An 18,351-nucleotide genomic window follows, 5' to 3' on the forward strand; every position below is an offset into this window, starting at 1 on the left:
GCTTTAATAAGGGTTTAGATTGCAGGGTTTGTGCCAGACGGAGGGGAAAGGCTGAGAAGTGGCTCGACGCGACTGCGTCGCTTGCTCGAAAAAGCGTGAAGAGCCGACCTAGGACGGGGCAAATTTTGTAGGAGTGACGCTGGCATGCCCTTTGGTTGCTCGACACAATAGATCACCGCTCTAATTAATCTCGGTGCCCTCGGTGTTCTCTGTGGTGACATTCTTTTTAAAGATCATTCCTACCACTGAGGACACCGAGAACACGAAGGTAAAACTGAGACGTTACTCGTTGTTCGTGGCTAGACGCGACTGCGTCGCTTGCTCGAAAAGGAGGGGCTAGTTCAACTTGAGTTAGCGTTTAGGGGATGGGCCTGAGGCTATTACTGACTTAAACAGATCATTTTATAAATCAATTCTGACCCGAGTCATCAAGGACAACAAAAATCGATAAATATTGAGTAGACAGATTAGTCTACTTCTAACGAGTTTTTTATTATTGAAGAATGACTTAAGGCTTTTTGCATTTCCGCAGCGGGCAAAGGCTTATCAAAATAAAAACCTTGACCAAATTCACATCCAAGCTTTTTAGTAATATTAAGCTGTTCAATATTTTCAATCCCCTCGGCGATACAACTCAATTCCAGCTCATGTGCCAAGTATAGGATGCCGTTCACTATGCGCCTATGCTTCTGTGAATCTGTGCATTTCATTACAAAGGACTTATCAATTTTAATCTTATCAATTGTAAAGTCAGTCAGGTGTTTCAGCGATGAAAAGCCCGTGCCGAAATCATCGAGGTGAATATTAATGCCCTCTTTTTTCAACTGTTCAATCACATTAACCGCATGTTGTGTATCTCGTATTAACGCGGTTTCAGTAATCTCGACAGCTAGCTCTCCTCGATTGAAGCCATATTGATGCGTCATCTTTTTTGCAAAGGTTAGCAGATGATTGTCATAGAACTGAATGGTTGAGACGTTTATAGACAGACATTTACCAGCGATGTCAGGGGTATTTTTTCTCCACTCACTCCATTGCTTGCACGCTGTTTCGAAAACCCAGATTCCGAGTGCATGCATGAGATTACTATTTTCAGCAATCGGAATAAACTCACCAGGCAGTAGTATCCCTCTCGTTGGATGGTTCCAGCGAATAAGGGCCTCACAGCCAACAACATGGCCCGATTGAAGCTCAACGATCGGCTGATAGTAAAGGATAAACTGATTATCTTGTAAGGCAGTTCTCAGCTCTTGTTCTACTTGAACATCCTCAACCAAATGTCTTCGCATATCCTGATCAAACACTACATAACAGTTCTTACCAGAAAGCTTAGCTTGATACATCGCTATATCGGCATCACGAATAATCTGCTCTGAGTTAGCGTATTCATCATTACTCAGGGCGATACCAATACTCGCTCCGCTCTTCAACTCCTGCTTGGCAATATAAAAAGGGGTATTTAGCCCATTAATAATTCTTTCAGCGACTCTGGTAAAATATGAAACATCTCTGCTTTCCAGCAACATTACAAACTCATCACCACCTAATCGAGCCAAAATATCCGCACTGCGTAAACAGCCCTTCAGTCTCTCAGAGACTTCTCTTAGTAATTGATCTCCAACAGAGTGCCCTAACGTGTCGTTGACTATTTTAAATTTATCTAAGTCTATGAATAATACTGCAAACTGCTGATCGGGTTGGCGAGAGAAACTTTCAAGCTTTTGATCAAGATAACTTATAAACCAAGACCTATTGTGTAGCCCTGTTAAATTATCGTAGAAAGCATCATGAGAAAGGCGTAATTCAGCTATTTTTCGATCATTAATATCCGTATGAGAACCGGCCATTCTTTTGGGTTTACTTTCATTATTGAGCTCAGCAAGACCATGACTCAGTATCCATTTATAGCTACCATCTACTTGCCTGATACGATATTCAGATTCAAAAAAAGGCGAGCTACCTTGTAAATGTGACTCAAGCTTCATCTCCAGTAAGCTTTTATCTTCTGGATGTATTCTATCCAGCCAAACTGATGGTTTTACAGTTTCACCAAGCGAAGAAGAAACGTCATGGCCAAGTAAAAGTCGAAATCGCGGAGAAAGGTAAAGCATATTCTCTTCAAGGTTCCAGTCCCACAATGATTCGTGAGAAGCATTGACCGCAAGTTCATAACGCTTCTGACTCTCGGCTAATGCTTTATCGGACGCTGTACGAGCGGATAAAGTATCAAGAAAAGTATTAAACCAGATCACAAGCTGTGACAGTTCATTCGATCCCTTAACGGGTAATCGATGAGTCAAATCATAATTATTTTTCTCTAATAGCTTAAACCCATCTATAACTGATTTTACTGGATCAAGAATCTTTCTCAGAAATAGCCAACCTAAAAACACAACTAAAATTAGCCCTATAATGACTAAGCTAACAGTAGAGTCTTTTATCTTTATTACACCCGATAGTAATGCTACTTCAGGTACGACATTAACCATATGCCAGCGATAGGGGGCAATATCCATATGCTGAACAAGATATCGTTGACTACCTTGTTGTATTACATCGCTTATTGTCCTGTCTAAGTGCAAGGACTTAATAAACGACAAACTAACGTCAGAGGAGTTCTGATAAATTACATTCTGAAACTGATCTAATAGGACAAACTGGCTTCCTGGCAAGAGGTTGATGTGCTCAAACTGATTAGCTATATGGTCCAGACTATATGAGACAACAATTGTCGCAACAGGACGTTGCTTCAGTGTTTTTCGATCAAGTACATGAATTATTCTTGACGCCGTCAGAACCTTATCTTGTCGTGATGTTACATTCACATTAGACACAACGCCTGCCCAATAAACCTGATGATCTGACTTTCGTGTATTCTCTTTAATGAAAGTTACAACATCCTCACGAATCGAGCTAATATCTAGCGTTTCTCCCACTTGATAGTGCGCATCCCCTTCCGTAAAAATATCTATTGAAATAAGGCCTTCGAGATTCAAGTAACCATTCAAGATATAACCGATGCGGGCTTGAGTAGATAGCTGAGTATAGTTGTCAGGAACGGTCCCCATATCATCTAAAGCATCAACTATTTCTTCAACACCTGAGATGTTTGCAATCAGACTCTCTACCTGTTGAAGCTGAATTAGCAGTTGCTCGCTCTTACTTTCCAAAAGGGTTCGAGCATAGCGATACTCAGCATTCTTAATAGCTTCGCTACCCGTCTGAAAAGAGATATACCCCACGACAATGAGCGGAATAATTGAAATGAAAATCATCAACCCTATAAAGGAAACTAAGATGTTTTTTTGTGGATGAAACATCTTGTTTCCTTAGTACGAGGAATTTTTTGTTATTAAGCGAGTATCAATTAAAATTACTGCGGGGAGGCGTTCACCTATTAACGCCCTATATGCAAAAAGTACTCCCTGATAGCCTTGCTCTGCGGCCTGCTGATCAACTGTAGCGATCATTTCTCCATTTTTGACTGCAATCAATGCTTGATCTAATGCATCGTAACCCGCTACTTTAACTTTTTTATGCCCATTATCTTTCAGGTATTTGACAGCTCCGAGAGCCATCATGTCATTCGCGCAAAATATAGCTTCTATATTAGGATGCTGTTCCAGAAGAGTCTTTGTTACCTCATATGCCTCATCAATTTTCCAATGAGCTGTTTCACTGGCGACAATCGTTACAAATTCTGATTCGTTGAATGCTCTCATCGCCCCATTCTTTCGATCTTTAGCATTTTCAGCGGCTCTGATGCCCTCTAGAATTGCAACTTCAGTCGGCTTTTTCAACGGTGTTACGAGCGTTTTAGCAGAGTCATATGCAGCTTGTTCGTTGTCTACGCTAATAAAAGGTACGCCTGCTAAGCCTGATGCTTTGGAGTATTCACGATCTAAACGATTATCGATGTTAACCACGATAATGCCTGCATCCTGCGCTTGTTTTAAAACAGGTATAAGCCCTATCGAATCGCCAGGTGCAATTACTATAGCGTCGACTTTGGCTCTTATAAGCCCCTCAACTATTCCAATTTGTTGCTGAATAGAGGTCTCTTGCGCTGCTGTTTTAACGATCAGTTCTACCTCTAACTCCTCTTCGGCTTGTCGGGCACCTTGTTCCATCTTAATGAAGAATGGATTAGTTAAGGTTTTCATAACCAGGGCAATTTTTTTCGGAGGTGGCAAACTAGCAGCATCTTCTTTCTCAGCTGCAGGCGGAGATTGGCGAGTGACAGGCTCTGATTCACTGCAACCGGCAAGGCCAAAGACAAAAAGTAAAACGAATATAAGTGAAGACGCCGGGGTTGAATACTTCATATCATGCTCCATTTGCACAAAAATCAAACCACTTACGACCTATCTCACAGCGTGTGTGTGTACATAAGCACTCGTAACCAACTTTATAATTATTACTATTCAGATTTAAAAGGTTTCTGTCCAGCTTAATTCCTGTAATACATGAAATTACCCATAAGAACATGACCTACAGCGCAATAGGATTGATAGCAGTGCTCAATTCTTCATTTATTTTGTTCTATCCACTCGCTATGCTCAGTTTATCGCTTTAGAGAAGCCCCTCAGTAAGGAGTTAGATATGACTGCGTACGCAATTTTTGATGTTGAGATACAGGATCCCGAGCGCTACCAAGATTTCATGACGCTAGTAAAACCTGCACTTGAAGCGGCGGGTGCCAAGTATCTTTCTCGAGGAGGGCCCCACAAAGTTTACGAGGGTGATTGGATTCCGCGGCGGATCGTACTGCTCGAATTTGCTTCAGTGGATGCTTTTGAAGCCTTCTATTACGGAGAGGTTTACCAAAACCTTATATCGATACGAGATGAGTGTAGCTCTGCTCGACTGGTTAGCGTTGAAGGGCTGTGATAACTAGTGTGAGCACTTACGCAGAAATCAATTACTCTGCTTCTTTTAATGTTATCTGTGGTGACACTCTTTATAGAGATCATTTCTACCACTGAGGAACAGCAAAGATAATCGCCGTGAGGGCATGACTTCTACTGAAAGCTAAACGAGCCAGCTGCAAAGCTGCGATCTGGCGACTAACATAAACGCAATTATCAGCGAATCAACAACTCTGCTTCTTTGCTAATCCAGTCGATAAACGTGGCGGTTTTTCTATCGGGTTCTTTGAAATCGGGCCAGGCTATGTAGTAGGCATAGTCGGTTAACTCCAGATCAAACAATCTTACCAGCGACCCCTCCTTTAATTCTTTCTGCAGTAGCAGCGGACAGCCGAGCATAATACCTTGTCCATTCAAAATGGCCTGCAAACGCACATTGGTATCATCGTATATCAAGCCGCTTTCACAACGTATTTTCTCCACTCCGGCCAGATCCAGCCACTCACGCCAGGGGGCATAATCCGTGTCATGAATGAAGGTGTGTCCCGCCAGATCTTCGGGGTGGTGAATCCTGCCGGCCTCTTTAAGAAAAGCAGGACTGCAGACGGGCGTCAGATCCCCAGGAATAAGCCTCTGCGCTTCTGCACCTGGCCACTCCCCTTTACCCCAGAGAATAGCCGCATCAATATTCTCAGCGCTGAAATCAGGGGCGCTATTTCGATGAATAAGATCCACCTGTATTTCAGAATTTTTAACCCAGAAATTTTTCAGCCGCGGTGCGAGCCATGAAACTGAAAAAAACGGCCGCAATGCGATATGCAGATTGGCCTGTTGTTTCACTTCCATCACATTACGCACGGCACTGGCAATGGCCTTAAAAGGCTCATCCAGAGAGGTATAAAGACGATAACCCTCATCAGTGAGTAACATACTACGGCTGGTACGACTAAACAGCCGTACTTCCAAGTACTCTTCCAAGGTTTTGATCTGATGGCTTACCGCTGAAGGTGATACCAATAATTCCTCAGCAGCTTTGGTAAAGTTAAGATATTTGCCCGCCACCACAAAGGTTTTCAGGGCATTCATCAGCGGAATATAAGCCATCAAGCTACTCCTTAACTCATTGTTGTCTCAGCCCAACGGGCCAACGTTAGTAACTGGTCGTCTTCACGGGGGCGGCCAATAAACTGTAGTCCCAGTGGTAAACCTTGCTCATCGGTCATCCCCGGCAATGTCACTACGGGCAAACCTAGCACCTGCCAGGGCCGACTCATATGCGGCTGTCCCGTCGCAGTTTGACCGCAAGGTGCAACACCCGGTGCAGCCGGTGCCAAGATGGCATCAACATCCAGATGATCAGGGTTGGACCAGAGCCAGTTACCGATCTTAGATACTGTCTGTAAGGAATCCAGATAGGTCTCGCGCGCCATGCCCCGGCCTAACTCAAACAGCTGTTGTAAGGCTTCAGATAGCTGTTCGGGATGGCCCGCTTCGTACGTCAGGTTACGGGTCGCTTCCCAGGCCATGATTTTATGATGATGCTCGACTAAGCGGCGAATAAGGTCGCAGCTATGCATTTCGATGATCTCAGCACCCTGTTGCTGCAGACGACTACTGAATTGTTCTAGTGCCTGATCCATCGCCGGGTCACTATCTCCTACCGAACTACCCTTACACACCAGAATCCGATAGGGGCGATCGGGTACCGTTGATGAGACAAGCGGTTGCTGCAATAAAACACTACGCAACAACTCGATGTCTTCCACCTGGCGGGCAAAGAGCCCTAAGGAATCCAGTGACTGGGCCAGCGGCTGTACACCCCGCAGGGAATATTCGCCACGGCTGCCGACATAGCCAACCACGCCACAATAAGCGGCCGGACGAATAACCGATGCCGCCGTTTGTGAACCTACAGCAGCCGGTACCATAAAATCTGCAACCGCCGCGGCAGAACCACTGGATGATCCACCGGGTGTTCGCCCCAGATCTCTAGGGTTACAGGTTTTACCCGGTTTGAAATAAGCAAACTCAGTAGTGACCGTTTTACCCGGCACCATCGCCCCGGCCTTGGTTAACAAATTAACGCAGCTGGCATTATCTACCGGCTGACGGCCCCGATGGATAGTCGACCCCATCTCGGTAGCCATGCCCGCCGTATCGATAATATCTTTGATGCCTACAGGTAAACCCTGCAACAGGCTAGCGGTATAGAAATCTTGCCGATCAAAATACTGTTGCAGATACTGTTCCCGGGGTAGCAGATAATGCCAGGCCCCAACCTCAGCCTCCCGGGCATCGATCCGGTCATAATAGGCATTGATCAGATCAACAGGGGAAACTTCTCCCTCGGCGATCATATCGAGAGCACGGCGTAAACTTAACGTCTTCAGGTCGGTGTTCAGCGTCGGGCTACTCATAGCCCGGCCTCATCCAATACATTACGGAAGAAGCTCACAGGAACATCCACCACACCCCCTCCGATACGACCGGACTCGCCTCTATCTTCAATCATTCCCAGCAACACCATAGGGCCGCCTTGGTTTTCTACCACCTGACGGGCAGACGTCATCGCCGGACGAGAACCAAAACCTATCAGAGTCCCTGACAATGCTTTTTCTGGACGACTCAGTGCATCCTCAGGCAGATACGCTTTAAGGCCTTCATAGGATGCAGTCGCCGTATTCAAAACCTGACCACCCAGGCCAATGAAATCCACCACCGCACTATCACCTATCGCGCCAACAGCACGTCGACCGGTATGGGCTGCATCAATAGCCCCTTTAACTTCTGGCGCGGCCATCGTAATCCAAAGCCCCGGCTTAGCAGCAACCTGAACACCAAACTCATAACCATTACCTGCTGCCTTGGTAATCAAAGACGCACCTTCGATACCTTCTGCCGCCGACATCATCAGGCTACTGGAAGCCATCCAGATATTCAGTGCGAACGCCATCGCCCCATTCAAAAAGACTTCAATATCTTCAGGAATATCGTCACTAGTGGCCTTAAATAGCTGATCTGCGATCAACGCAGAGCCGGCTATTGTGCGTCCATGGCAGTCATCACCATCACCCAACGCAGCCGCTATCACGGGTAACAGATCAATAGGTTGCTCTAAACGGTTAACTATCCAGTCACTCAGTTCGCCATTCAGCCAGCTTAAGTGCGTTTGCAGTTCAGGATCTAACTTGCCTAAACGGGTACAGTGCACCATTCCTTCATTTAGGACTGAATATTTTCTGGCGGCAGGCTTATTCTTATCGCAGATGACCATTAGCTGCATCGACGGTGAAACCGCGCCCGCCAACGGTACCACTATGTTGTGATCCTGCGCTGCTTCGACCCGGATCAATCCCTGATTAATCATCTGTCTGGCCTGATCATAGCTATCAGCCCACCCTTCCCACACCGCGCCTACACAAAGCGAATTCATCACCGGTGCTGGAATCGTATCCACAGCGCTAAAAGGAGGCCCCGCATGCAGCAACAATTTAGCTTCATCAGCGATAACATCGCTTACCCGACACATTCCGGTCCATTGAGGATGGCATTCAGAGACCCGATCAAACGCGGTCTGATCAGCAGCAGATAACAACATAGAAATACTCTCCTGACGGGTTATGCCATCCCACGGATGGCACCCCTTTTTATTATGATACGAGGCAGGACTTACTTAACGATTACTCGGCAGATGCCGATATGGCCGGAGCCTTATTCAGCACGAACCCAGCTTTCACTATTCGCCAACGCTGCTGATTGAGCCACCCGGTTGAGGAAGTCACGCTCGACTGTCGTACCCGGTAGTGGAGTACCATTGACTTCAACAACAGCACCACCTGCTGGCTGAAAAATAGCAAACATCTCATGTTCACCGGTCTGAGTTTCTTCAGGCGGTAAAGCCACCGCAAAAGGCTCAGCCAGATCTTTCCAGATCATGCTCAGCGTTGTACCCGTACTCTCAGAATGGGCGATGCAGGCTTGCTGCTTCGGATAATCAGCTTCGGTCTTGAAACTGGCATCGGCGATATATTCCAGGTTATCCAACGCCACTGCAGGACGGAACAAACCGAAGCGACGGACAAAGTTTTCCACCAGGTACTGAGCCAGCTCAAGATTATCGGTCAGGCACTTACGCACGGCGCTGCCATCCTCTTTCTGGTATGGATTTTCCAGCACCAGAATCGCTTCACCACGACCGTAATCAGACGCGGCTATTCGGAAGTACAGCGACAAAGAAGACCAGTCGCCTTCAGAATCAGTTTTCAGATAGATAAATGGGTTATCACCGGTCCAGTCGACCTTACCTGTACGGATAGAATTCATAGCATAGATCCTTTAGTCATATTTCTTGTTATTTGCAGGTTGATGATGCGGCTATCAGGCACGCGCTTTAGCTTTAGCCCGCATTTGTTCAAAATTAGAAGTTGGCTGCCAGCCAAGCAGTTCTTTGGCCGCTGAACTAGAAAACACAGAGGCGCGCGGGTTTTCTTGAAAACGCCTTGGAATTGTTACCTCTGGCAGATCACCTATCACATCCGCATACCACTCCAGCGTTGGTTTAGGGTGCGAAGTATCATCCGCGCTGAGGAAGAACGTCCCGAAGCGCAAACCGTCTGCTTTCAGAGCACAATCAAATGCTGTTGCTACATCTTCAGCGGTTACGTAGTAGAACAACCAGTGACGATCAGGTGCATCAACAAACTCGATATATTGTTCAAGACTTTCATCCAACACGACCGCCAGTGGGCGCAGACAGATCACATCCATATCGGTGCCATCAACAAAACTCTTTGCCATCTGCTCCATAACGATCTTGGAAACGCTGTAAGCCTGAACCGGTTTATTCTCATGGTTTTCATCTATCGGCAGAGACACTGGCTGCCAATCCGAACGCATCTCGCTCAGACCGCAGGCCGAGACACTGGAACAGAGCACTACTTTCTGTACCTTCATCTCTGACGCCGCTTGCAGAACATGCCAGGTACCGCGCACATTGACGTCGATATATTCTTCGGGTGCACAGTTCCAGTCATAGTCCAGTGCCGCCAGGTGTACTACCGCATCAGCACCCTCAAACGCTTTACGTAACTGCGGTAGATCCATCACATTAGCTTCTATATATTCAACACCGCTATCTCCCGCAACCAGATCGGCGATGACAACCTCATAACTTTTCAATAACTGGCGGACAACATAGCCCCCCACACGACCAGCACCACCGGTCACAACAACACGCTTAATAGACATAAAGTTACCTAATTTTTTGCTCAGCACTGCAGGGCGGACAATATTTTCCCGCCAGCTCTTTCGATCAAACAGCTCAGCTTAAAGATCCAGAATCAGTTCAGGAGAGATCGCCCGCGAAACACACAGCATCATGAAGTCGTTATCAGCCCTTTCATCTTCCGAAAGGATAGAATCACGATGATCAGGCACGCCAGATAGCACACCGGTTTCACAGGAACCACAGATACCATCACCACAGGAAGTGGGGATTTTAATACCCGCTTCACGCAATACCGTCAGTGCCGATGCACCTTCAGGTATACGGATACGCTGTCCGGTACTGTTAATCACCACATCAAACGCAGCTCCGGAGCTGTCCACCGGCCCCGCCGCAAAGCGTTCAATATCCAGACTCCAGCTGTCACTGGACTGCTCTGCATATTGCTGCTCTAGCGTATCCAGAAGTCGTTGAGGACCACAGGAGTAGACCGATGTATCAGCATCGCAGGTGGCTAATAGCCCTGGCAGATCAATGTAACCATCCTCTTTATCACCGTTGAGGGTGATGCGGGACTGATCATAATGCGCCAGTTTTTCCAGACAGGACATGCGACTACGTTCGCGAGACAGATACACAAGACGCCAATCTAACCCGTTGGTTTCAGCTTCTTGAATCATCGGCAACATAGGTGTGATACCAATACCACCAGCGATGAATAGACATTTTTTGCGGGGTTTAAAAGGAAAATGATTACGCGGTTCAGATACTTTCAGCGTATCGCCCTGCTGAATCTGGTTATGGATAAACAGCGAGCCACCCCGGCCACCTTCTTCGCGCAAAACCGCCACCTGCCACTGACTAGTATCGTTACGATCGCTGCACAACGAGTACTGCCGCAATATGACATTATCCACATCAACATTGCCTGCGGCATCAGTACAGGTTTCAAGCGCCAGTTCAATATGTGCACCGGGTTGCCATTGCGGTAATGGTTCACCGTTCACAGCGGCCAGTGTCAGTCCTACCACATCTTCAGTCAGTGGCTGCTTTGCAGTCACTTTTACCAATATTTGATTAGTCGTTGCCATGAGATCACCCTTTAAAAGCCCCCATCTTCAGACAACGCCGAAGACAGGAATCCGTCTCAAAGCTGGGTCGGCCTGACTGGCATAGAACAACCAGACCGCCCATCTTTCTTATTACTGGAATCGAATCAACGACCCGTTTATTCGGCCTCAGCCAGCTGAGCATCCGCACGTTTATCTTCGGCCCGGTACATATCAACTAACCAGTTCTGCAGACGCTGGATAACCTGCTCTTCAGAGGTCAGACGACCACGGGGGGCATGTTTAGAGTGCATACCTTTCTGCATCGCCTTCCAGGCAAACAGATCCTCTTCCATTACCTGCCACAGATCGTCATGTTCCTGCTGAAAGTTTTTCTGGAAATCATCACGTGCAAGGGTCGATTCTGGATACATCCAGGACACTCCATACCAGGATTCGGTCGCACCTTTAGGCAACCAGATGAAAAACTTCACCTTGTCTGGCATCGCCACCAGAAACATATTCGGGGACACTGTTATATAAGACAGTTGCTCACGTTCCTGATCGGTCAGGCCGGTCATCGGTGGCTGTAGGATAGAACCGGTATGCGTTGGCGCAGCGTCTTTGTGCGGGCTGATCAGGTTGTATGCCACCAAACCTTTGTCGACATCATTGTACTTAGCCTTCTCATCGACACTACCTGGTGGCAGCGGATACATCTCACCCCATGAACCACCATGCAGAACTGAACAGTGGTAACATTCGTCATTGAAAATCTTCCAGTTCCAGTCGAACGCTTCCATTTTCAACGGCTCAAATGAGCGCAACTCAGACAACTTATAATTGCCCAGCTGCTCGCCTAAGTTAGCCAAACGATCGCTCAGTGGAGGCAGGCTTTCATCGTAAGTAATAAAGATAAAGCCTTCCCAGATCTCGGTACGAATCTTCGGCAGACAGACATCTTTAATATTAAAATCTTCTTCATCCTTATCGGTCAGGCCCGGTGCCGTGACCAGTTCACCGCTAGTGCTGTAAACCCAGGCATGCAAAGGACAGCGCAGCCGACGGGTATTACCCTGACCTTCAACAATCAACATGCCGCGGTGCTGACATACATTCGAAACGACATTAACTGAGCCACTACGATCACGGATAACGATCAAAGGGTCTTCACCGACATCAATAGTGTAGTAATCACCCGCTTTAGGAATATCATTCGCACGGCCAACACAAAACCACTCATGACCCCATACAGCATTCAGTTCGAACTTATAAAAATCTTCACCCGTAAAACATTCTGGTGGTAATGAATAAACTGGACCACCGTCACTATAACTAGCATCAAATTCCGAAATAGAGATTGGGCTTTTTATTATTTTTTTAGTCATCTCAGCAAGACTCCCGTCGCGATTATTAATATATTAATTGATTAAAAATATTACTTATCAGCTAAAAACTAACTCAGTAAAACTTTAAATCCAGAAACTTAATAGTCTCAAAAAAACAGCACTTTAAGAACAAAGTATATTTCAAAGATCTATGAGCCAAGCTCAAAGAAGAGCCTATCTTAATTGGATCTTTGAATTTCACTCACACCACCAAAGATACACTGCTATTACGGGGCCTTAAAGCAAGTATAATTCAATGATAGTTGAGCACAGCTAAGGGTAAAATCATGCATTTATCTTGTAAAATTCTCATCATTAACAATCGATTTAAACGAGCACAATAATGTCTGAAAAAATTAAATTTAATCTTGACCACACGATGATAAGAGTTGCTGACCTTGAAAAATCTTTAGATTTTTACATTCGCATAATGGGCATGAAAATATTAAGAAAAAACGAATACCCTGATGGAAGGTTTACTAATGTTTTTATTGGATACGGCCCTGAAAATAAAACCACAACAATCGAGATAACAAATAACTGGGATATAAAAACACCTTACGATAAAGGTGAAGCTTATGGCCATATTGCATTCAATGTTGAAGATGTATTAGCAGCGATGAAATATCTGGAAGCTGAAGGCGTAATTATAAAAAGCCCAGCTAAATCGATGAATCACGGCACCCGGATGCTAGGTTTTGTATTCGATCCAGACGGTTACATTATTGAGCTGAACGAACCATTGAACAGCTAGCCTAGCCAAAACGACAAGACAGATACAAAAAAAGCCGGCAAAAGCCGGCTTTTTTAATACTCAGTTGATGTTGAACAACCTGAATTAACGGTTGTAATCTTTGCCTGTTGGAACGACCAAGACTGGCACTTTTGCTCTCTTAATCACTTGCTGAGTGGTATGGCTCTGACTATGTAAGCCCAGTTTATTTTCAGTACCCATAACAATCAGATCAACCTGCTCCTGTTTCGCCGTAGCCAGAATAGCTTCATCATGATTGCCTTCAACCACTTTCGGCGTGACTTTCATTTTGATCGTTATATCCAGATTCTCTAGCTCTTCATCAAAGAACTTTTGAACCCGTTCTTCCATCTGCCCCATCACCTTTGAGATCCCTTCATCATGCACCTTTTTCACCAGATCTTGAGGCAGATACTGACGAATCAGCGCTTCACCCAGCTCGCCCACCGGGTTGATCACGTGCAACATTACCAATTCAGCCTGGTTTTGCTGCGCCAATTGAATGGCATGACGATAAACAGAACGGGTATAAGGCCCCAACGAAGTCGTATACAAAATTTTATTAATTTGCGGCAAGCTCATTGTTTTCATTCCTTACATCATATTCGGCAGGAACAATACGACCTGCGGGAAAAAGCTGACAATCACTACTGCCAAACACATCAGTAAGAAAAACGGGAATGCCGCCTTTACTACTTTACCAATCGACTGACCGGTCAGACCCTGCAAAATAAACAAGTTAAAACCAACCGGTGGAGTCATCTGTGCCAACTCAACCATCAGTACCAGAAATACCCCATACCAGATCGGATCAAATCCGGCCTGTAAAATCAGCGGCAGTGTAATTGGCAGGCTCATTACAATGATAGAAATACCATCGAGGAAGAAACCCAACAAAATGTAAAACAGAGCCAGAATCCCTAGTAACGCATAAGGGGACAAGGCCAGGCTCTCTATCATTTTCACCAGCTCAACTGGAATATGCAGATAGCCGATAGCCGTCGACAAAAACGCGGCTGAGATCAGAATTGAACACACCATGCAGGAGGTTTTTACCGCCCCCATTGCCGCTTCAATAACGATGTCCCAGGAGAAGCTACCCATACAGATAACCAGCACAAAGGTTGCTGCCACACCGACCGCTGCGGCTTCCGATGGCGTTGCGATACCGCTATAAATACCACCCAGTACCAGAAAAATAAGGGTAATTATCGGTATCAGATCTTTTAGACCACTCAGCAGCCGTCTCAGCGTCAGCTTTTCTTCCGAACGGGGCGCTAACTCAGGGTTAATCGTGCAACGAACGATAATGTAAGAGGAATACAAAAAAGCGACTAGCAGACCCGGCATAATACCTGCTGCAAAAAGCTTCGCTATCGAAACTTCGGCCAACACACCGTAGATAATCATCACTATTGACGGTGGAATCAGCAGTCCTAAACTACCGGCACCCGCCAGCGAACCTACCGCCAGTGAATTGTCATAACCACGCTCAGCAAGTGCTGTTGTCGTGATTTTACCCACCGTAGCTGTCGTCGCAGAAGTAGAACCACTCACCGCGGCAAATAGGGTACAACCCAACACATTAGTATGTAGTAACCGACCCGGCATCCACTGCACAAACGGTGAAAGGCCACGGAACAACCGGTCAGAAATATCAGTACGGAAGATAATTTCTCCCATCCAGATAAAGAGGGGAATGGCGGACAACTCCCAGGCACTGGAACTGCGCCAGATGACAGACCGGGCAATATAACCCACCCGATCAAGTGGAAAATCAGCGATCAGGGTCAAACTTGTTATTGCGACCAAAAACAGGCCAACAAACACCCAAACCCCAACACCAAGAAACAGTATGATAAGGGCAAGCATGATGCCCATTGTCATTAAAACGTCCATAGCAGACTCTCTTATAATTGTTATAGTTGCGACAGTAGGTCAGTCTTGCTCACTGAGCAGTCGCTGGCCTGAAACAACCCGCACAACGTAGGCGAGCATCTGAATAATAAAGATCGCCAGCCCCAGTAAAACAAAGGCTTCTGGAATCCACAGAGGTACCGCAGCGATAGTCTCGCTGGTTGAACCCCGCTCAATATTTCGGACAACACTCTTCCAAAAATACAGGGCGATATACGAAGTCAGTACCAGAGCGGCACTCACACAAAGGATCTCGATAATTTGACGACCAAGCCTACTGCGAACCCGGGTCAGCAGAATATTCACTCGGATTAGAGTATTGGTTTCAAAGGTATAGCCCAACGCCATAAAGGTCATTGCCGCAACACCGTAGCCAACAAATTCATCCAGAACAAAAGTTGAAGTACTGAAAAAAGCCCGCAACGATATCTCTAAAATTACGTGCAGAGTCATACCGGCCATCAGCATTACCGCCAGCACTGCCCCAGCTTTAGCTAAAAATGAAGCGAAGCGGATAAACAGCGCAGCTAACAACTGCAAAACATTTGAATCGGTTCTCATAGCCACACCCGTCTTAACGTTTGTTATTGTTATGACCGAAGCGGATGACCAGGCACAATAAGCCCGTACCACATCGGCAAGCACAGAACAGTTCAGATTAAAAAAGCAGACCGGGCGATTCCCGGCCTGCGTAGTGAAACAGACAAACAGACTTAGTTAGAAGCAACCTTCTTGGCTACCGCAGCACGATACTGAGACAGTAATTCTTCACCTTTAGGACCCATCTTCTTCACCCATTCCTGAATCACAGGCTGAGCCGCAGACTGCAGCTCTGAACGGAAGTTAGTAGGCACATCTTCAACAATAGTCAGACCCTTTTCACGGCCAGCGGCATAAGCTTCCTGAACCACGTTGCTGGTGTTATTCCAGACATGTGCTTCGGTCTCAGTCGCCGCGGCAGTCACTGCTTGCTGCAACTCAGGAGAAAGGCCATTCCAAGTATCCAGGTTCATAGTTATCAGGTTAATAGTGCTGTCGTAGTTAAGCGCAGTGAAATGCGATACATAGTCATTAAAACTACCGCTCAGACCGGCTTCGATTGAAGTCAGTACACCATCGATACCGCCAGTACTCAGCTGCGGTACGATATCCGCCCAGCTCAGCTGAATCGGTGAAGAACCAGCATTACGAAACACCTTAGTACCGTTAGCGTCATAGGTGCGCATTTTCAGGTTATTGACCGCTTCGTTATTAGTCAGTGCTTCCTTACCCCACAAACCACTTGAAGGCCATGGAGATGCGTACAACAATTTCTGATTATACTTAGCCAGTACACGCTGATACTCAGGTTTAGCCACATCGTACAATGTTTTAGCTTCCTCAGTATTCGAGCTCAGGAAAGGCAAAGAAGACAGTAGGAAGATTGGATCAACACCCCCTAGTGGCGGAATAAAGGTATTCGCCAACACAACAGCGCCGTCGCCTACCGCATCCAGCTGGTCTTTAGATTTCAGACCCAGAGCACCACCAAAGTGATGCGCAATTTCAATTTCACCCTTAGATGTCTTCTTCAGCTGAACACCAAAGTATTTGTCACCCTCACCCTGCACTGAAGTTGAAGGATATTCGTTAGGCATATCCCAGATCACTGTTCCAGCGCTGGCTGGCAATGCCAAGGCAACCGATAAAACTGCAGACAGACCCAATGTAGTAGTTATTTTTTTAATCATTGTCGTATCCCAAATTGTCGAACCACTTACAGCAGCTCAAATATTATTATTATTGACAGGGCATTTGAGGATCAGCAGTAGAACTGCTTTAGACTAATCCACAAAACTCTTCTTCAACAAAGAACTTCCAGATACCGGCGAGGTAGTTATTTTCTTCATCTGTAAAGTTGAAGTGATCTGACCTTTTCAGCCGATTCCTTAGATCCAGATCAATAATGTCACAATTTTTTCGCCTGACCATGAAGGGGTACTCAAGGAACTGTGAGCTGGATTCATACCAAGTAAAATAAACTCATAGCCATAAATAAAAAAACGTTGAGAGCTCCCTTGATATATATCAAGACGTTGTTTTCATTATAAAAACGGACACACCAGCACTTATGAGAGGAGTAAAAAGGGAGACATAGCGGCGTTAAAACAGGCTAAAACAACCGCTAATTTGTGACTTCAATGAATAAAATTGACCCTACTGTGAGAAAGACTTGTCATCGGTTTGCTGCAAAATCCAGTTAACAAAGGTTTCCATATTACGGGTCAACTGCATTTTTTTAGGGTACACCAGGTAATAGGAGTAGGTATCCAGACAGATATCAAACAACTGCACCAATCGGCCTTCTTCCAGATCCCGCTTAAGCAAGGTTGGACAACCTAACATGATCCCCTGACCATTGATGATGGATTGCACCCGGACATTCGTATCGTCGATAATCAGATTGGCCTTACAACTAACATTACCCGCACCGGACTTCTCCAGCCAGGCATCCCAGGCGGAACGATCCTCATCATGAATCAAGGTATAATCACAGAGATCAGCAGGCGTTTTGGGCCGCCCCTGTTGTTCTATAAGACTGGCGCTGCAGATAGGCGTCAGATCCCCCGGCAGTAAAAACTTGGCCTCCATATCCGGCCAGTCCCCTTTGCCCCAGACAATACCCAGATCGACATTATCCGTCATGAAGTCCGGTACTTTAATGGTATGAGTCAGGTCGATCTCAATTTTTGGGTTAAGCCCCCAGAAATTATTCAATCGCGGGGCCAGCCAGGCACTCGACAGAAAAGGCCGTAAGGCGATATTGAGCGACTCCCGCCCCCGGTTATGCAGGGTGTCTTGAAGCGCCCTGGCGATCTGATCAAAAGGCCCTTCCAACGCGGCATGCAGATGCGCACCATCGATAGTAAGAGTCAATGTACGGTTTTGGCGAATAAACAGCTTAAAACCAAGATAATCTTCCAGCACCCGAATCTGATGACTCACCGCCGAAGGAGAAACCAGCAGATCCTCGGAGGCTTTAGTAAAGTTAAGGTAATGCCCTGCGACTACAAACGTTTTTAACGCATTCAACAAAGGTAGGTGAAGCATGGTTCAGATCTCGTTTTGGCTTCAGTATCAAATAAATTAAAGCAGTGATATCAGTTAATCA

General features: G+C 46.1%; 16 protein-coding genes. 2 read left to right on the forward strand and 14 right to left on the reverse strand.

Annotated features, from left to right (window positions below; all coding sequences use genetic code 11):
- Positions 1 to 467: 467 nt before the first annotated feature.
- Together QZZ54_RS11460 and QZZ54_RS11465 are read right to left on the reverse strand one after the other, a co-directional pair.
- On the reverse strand, positions 468 to 3,320 hold the full coding sequence (locus QZZ54_RS11460; protein ID WP_290702822.1) for an EAL domain-containing protein: 2,853 nt from the start codon (positions 3,318 to 3,320) through the stop codon (positions 468 to 470).
- 9 nt (positions 3,321 to 3,329) lie between these two features.
- Positions 3,330 to 4,325, reverse strand: a complete 996-nt coding sequence (locus QZZ54_RS11465) for a substrate-binding domain-containing protein (RefSeq protein WP_290702823.1) — start codon at positions 4,323 to 4,325, stop codon at positions 3,330 to 3,332.
- Positions 4,326 to 4,602: 277 nt separating this feature from the next.
- Between QZZ54_RS11465 and QZZ54_RS11470 the strand changes: the two genes are divergently transcribed.
- Positions 4,603 to 4,890: a DUF1330 domain-containing protein gene (locus tag QZZ54_RS11470; protein ID WP_290702824.1), complete on the forward strand. Its 288-nt coding sequence runs from the start codon at positions 4,603 to 4,605 to the stop codon at positions 4,888 to 4,890.
- 194 nt (positions 4,891 to 5,084) lie between these two features.
- Here the strand turns inward: QZZ54_RS11470 and QZZ54_RS11475 are convergent, their stop codons facing one another.
- From QZZ54_RS11475 to QZZ54_RS11505, 7 genes are all read right to left on the reverse strand, one after another.
- The gene (locus QZZ54_RS11475) at positions 5,085 to 5,972 is read right to left on the reverse strand and encodes a LysR substrate-binding domain-containing protein (RefSeq protein ID WP_290702825.1); all 888 of its coding nucleotides are present in this window, start codon (positions 5,970 to 5,972) and stop codon (positions 5,085 to 5,087) included.
- A gap of 11 nt (positions 5,973 to 5,983) precedes the next feature.
- Positions 5,984 to 7,285 carry an amidase gene (locus QZZ54_RS11480; protein WP_290702826.1) on the reverse strand — a complete coding sequence of 434 codons (1,302 nt, stop codon included), beginning with the start codon at positions 7,283 to 7,285 and terminating at the stop codon, positions 5,984 to 5,986.
- Positions 7,282 to 8,466, reverse strand: a complete 1,185-nt coding sequence (locus QZZ54_RS11485) for a DUF1116 domain-containing protein (RefSeq protein ID WP_290702827.1) — start codon at positions 8,464 to 8,466, stop codon at positions 7,282 to 7,284. Before QZZ54_RS11485 ends, QZZ54_RS11480 begins: the two co-directional genes overlap by 4 nt.
- A 113-nt stretch (positions 8,467 to 8,579) precedes the next feature.
- Entirely contained in the window at positions 8,580 to 9,191 is a 612-nt protein-coding gene (locus QZZ54_RS11490; protein WP_290702828.1) for an NAD-dependent dehydratase, read from the reverse strand.
- A 54-nt stretch (positions 9,192 to 9,245) separates the two neighbouring features.
- Positions 9,246 to 10,115 carry an NAD(P)-dependent oxidoreductase gene (locus QZZ54_RS11495; RefSeq protein ID WP_290702829.1) on the reverse strand — a complete coding sequence of 290 codons (870 nt, stop codon included), beginning with the start codon at positions 10,113 to 10,115 and terminating at the stop codon, positions 9,246 to 9,248.
- Positions 10,116 to 10,193: 78 nt separating this feature from the next.
- The gene (locus QZZ54_RS11500; RefSeq protein ID WP_290702830.1) at positions 10,194 to 11,183 is read right to left on the reverse strand and encodes a PDR/VanB family oxidoreductase; all 990 of its coding nucleotides are present in this window, start codon (positions 11,181 to 11,183) and stop codon (positions 10,194 to 10,196) included.
- A gap of 137 nt (positions 11,184 to 11,320) precedes the next feature.
- Positions 11,321 to 12,529: an aromatic ring-hydroxylating dioxygenase subunit alpha gene (locus QZZ54_RS11505; protein WP_290702831.1), complete on the reverse strand. Its 1,209-nt coding sequence runs from the start codon at positions 12,527 to 12,529 to the stop codon at positions 11,321 to 11,323.
- A 343-nt stretch (positions 12,530 to 12,872) separates the two neighbouring features.
- Here QZZ54_RS11505 and gloA point away from each other — a divergent pair, with 343 nt between their 5' ends.
- The gene (gene gloA, locus QZZ54_RS11510) at positions 12,873 to 13,283 is read left to right on the forward strand and encodes a lactoylglutathione lyase (RefSeq protein ID WP_290702832.1); all 411 of its coding nucleotides are present in this window, start codon (positions 12,873 to 12,875) and stop codon (positions 13,281 to 13,283) included.
- Between the two features lie 84 nt (positions 13,284 to 13,367).
- On the opposite strand, the gene QZZ54_RS11515 is transcribed toward gloA, so the two are convergent.
- The 5 genes from QZZ54_RS11515 to QZZ54_RS11535 all read right to left on the reverse strand — a co-directional run bounded on the left by QZZ54_RS11515 (position 13,368) and on the right by QZZ54_RS11535 (position 18,290).
- Entirely contained in the window at positions 13,368 to 13,865 is a 498-nt protein-coding gene (locus tag QZZ54_RS11515) for a universal stress protein (RefSeq protein ID WP_290702833.1), read from the reverse strand.
- 12 nt (positions 13,866 to 13,877) lie between these two features.
- Entirely contained in the window at positions 13,878 to 15,182 is a 1,305-nt protein-coding gene (locus QZZ54_RS11520) for a TRAP transporter large permease subunit (RefSeq protein WP_290702834.1), read from the reverse strand.
- A gap of 39 nt (positions 15,183 to 15,221) precedes the next feature.
- Positions 15,222 to 15,761: a TRAP transporter small permease gene (locus tag QZZ54_RS11525; RefSeq protein WP_290702835.1), complete on the reverse strand. Its 540-nt coding sequence runs from the start codon at positions 15,759 to 15,761 to the stop codon at positions 15,222 to 15,224.
- 152 nt (positions 15,762 to 15,913) lie between these two features.
- Positions 15,914 to 16,930: a TRAP transporter substrate-binding protein gene (locus tag QZZ54_RS11530; RefSeq protein WP_290702836.1), complete on the reverse strand. Its 1,017-nt coding sequence runs from the start codon at positions 16,928 to 16,930 to the stop codon at positions 15,914 to 15,916.
- 466 nt (positions 16,931 to 17,396) lie between these two features.
- Positions 17,397 to 18,290, reverse strand: a complete 894-nt coding sequence (locus QZZ54_RS11535) for a LysR substrate-binding domain-containing protein (protein ID WP_290702837.1) — start codon at positions 18,288 to 18,290, stop codon at positions 17,397 to 17,399.
- Between the last annotated feature and the right edge of the window lie 61 nt (positions 18,291 to 18,351).

It is taken from the genome of Amphritea sp. (assembly GCF_016744155.1).
Taxonomy (GTDB): domain Bacteria; phylum Pseudomonadota; class Gammaproteobacteria; order Pseudomonadales; family Balneatricaceae; genus Amphritea.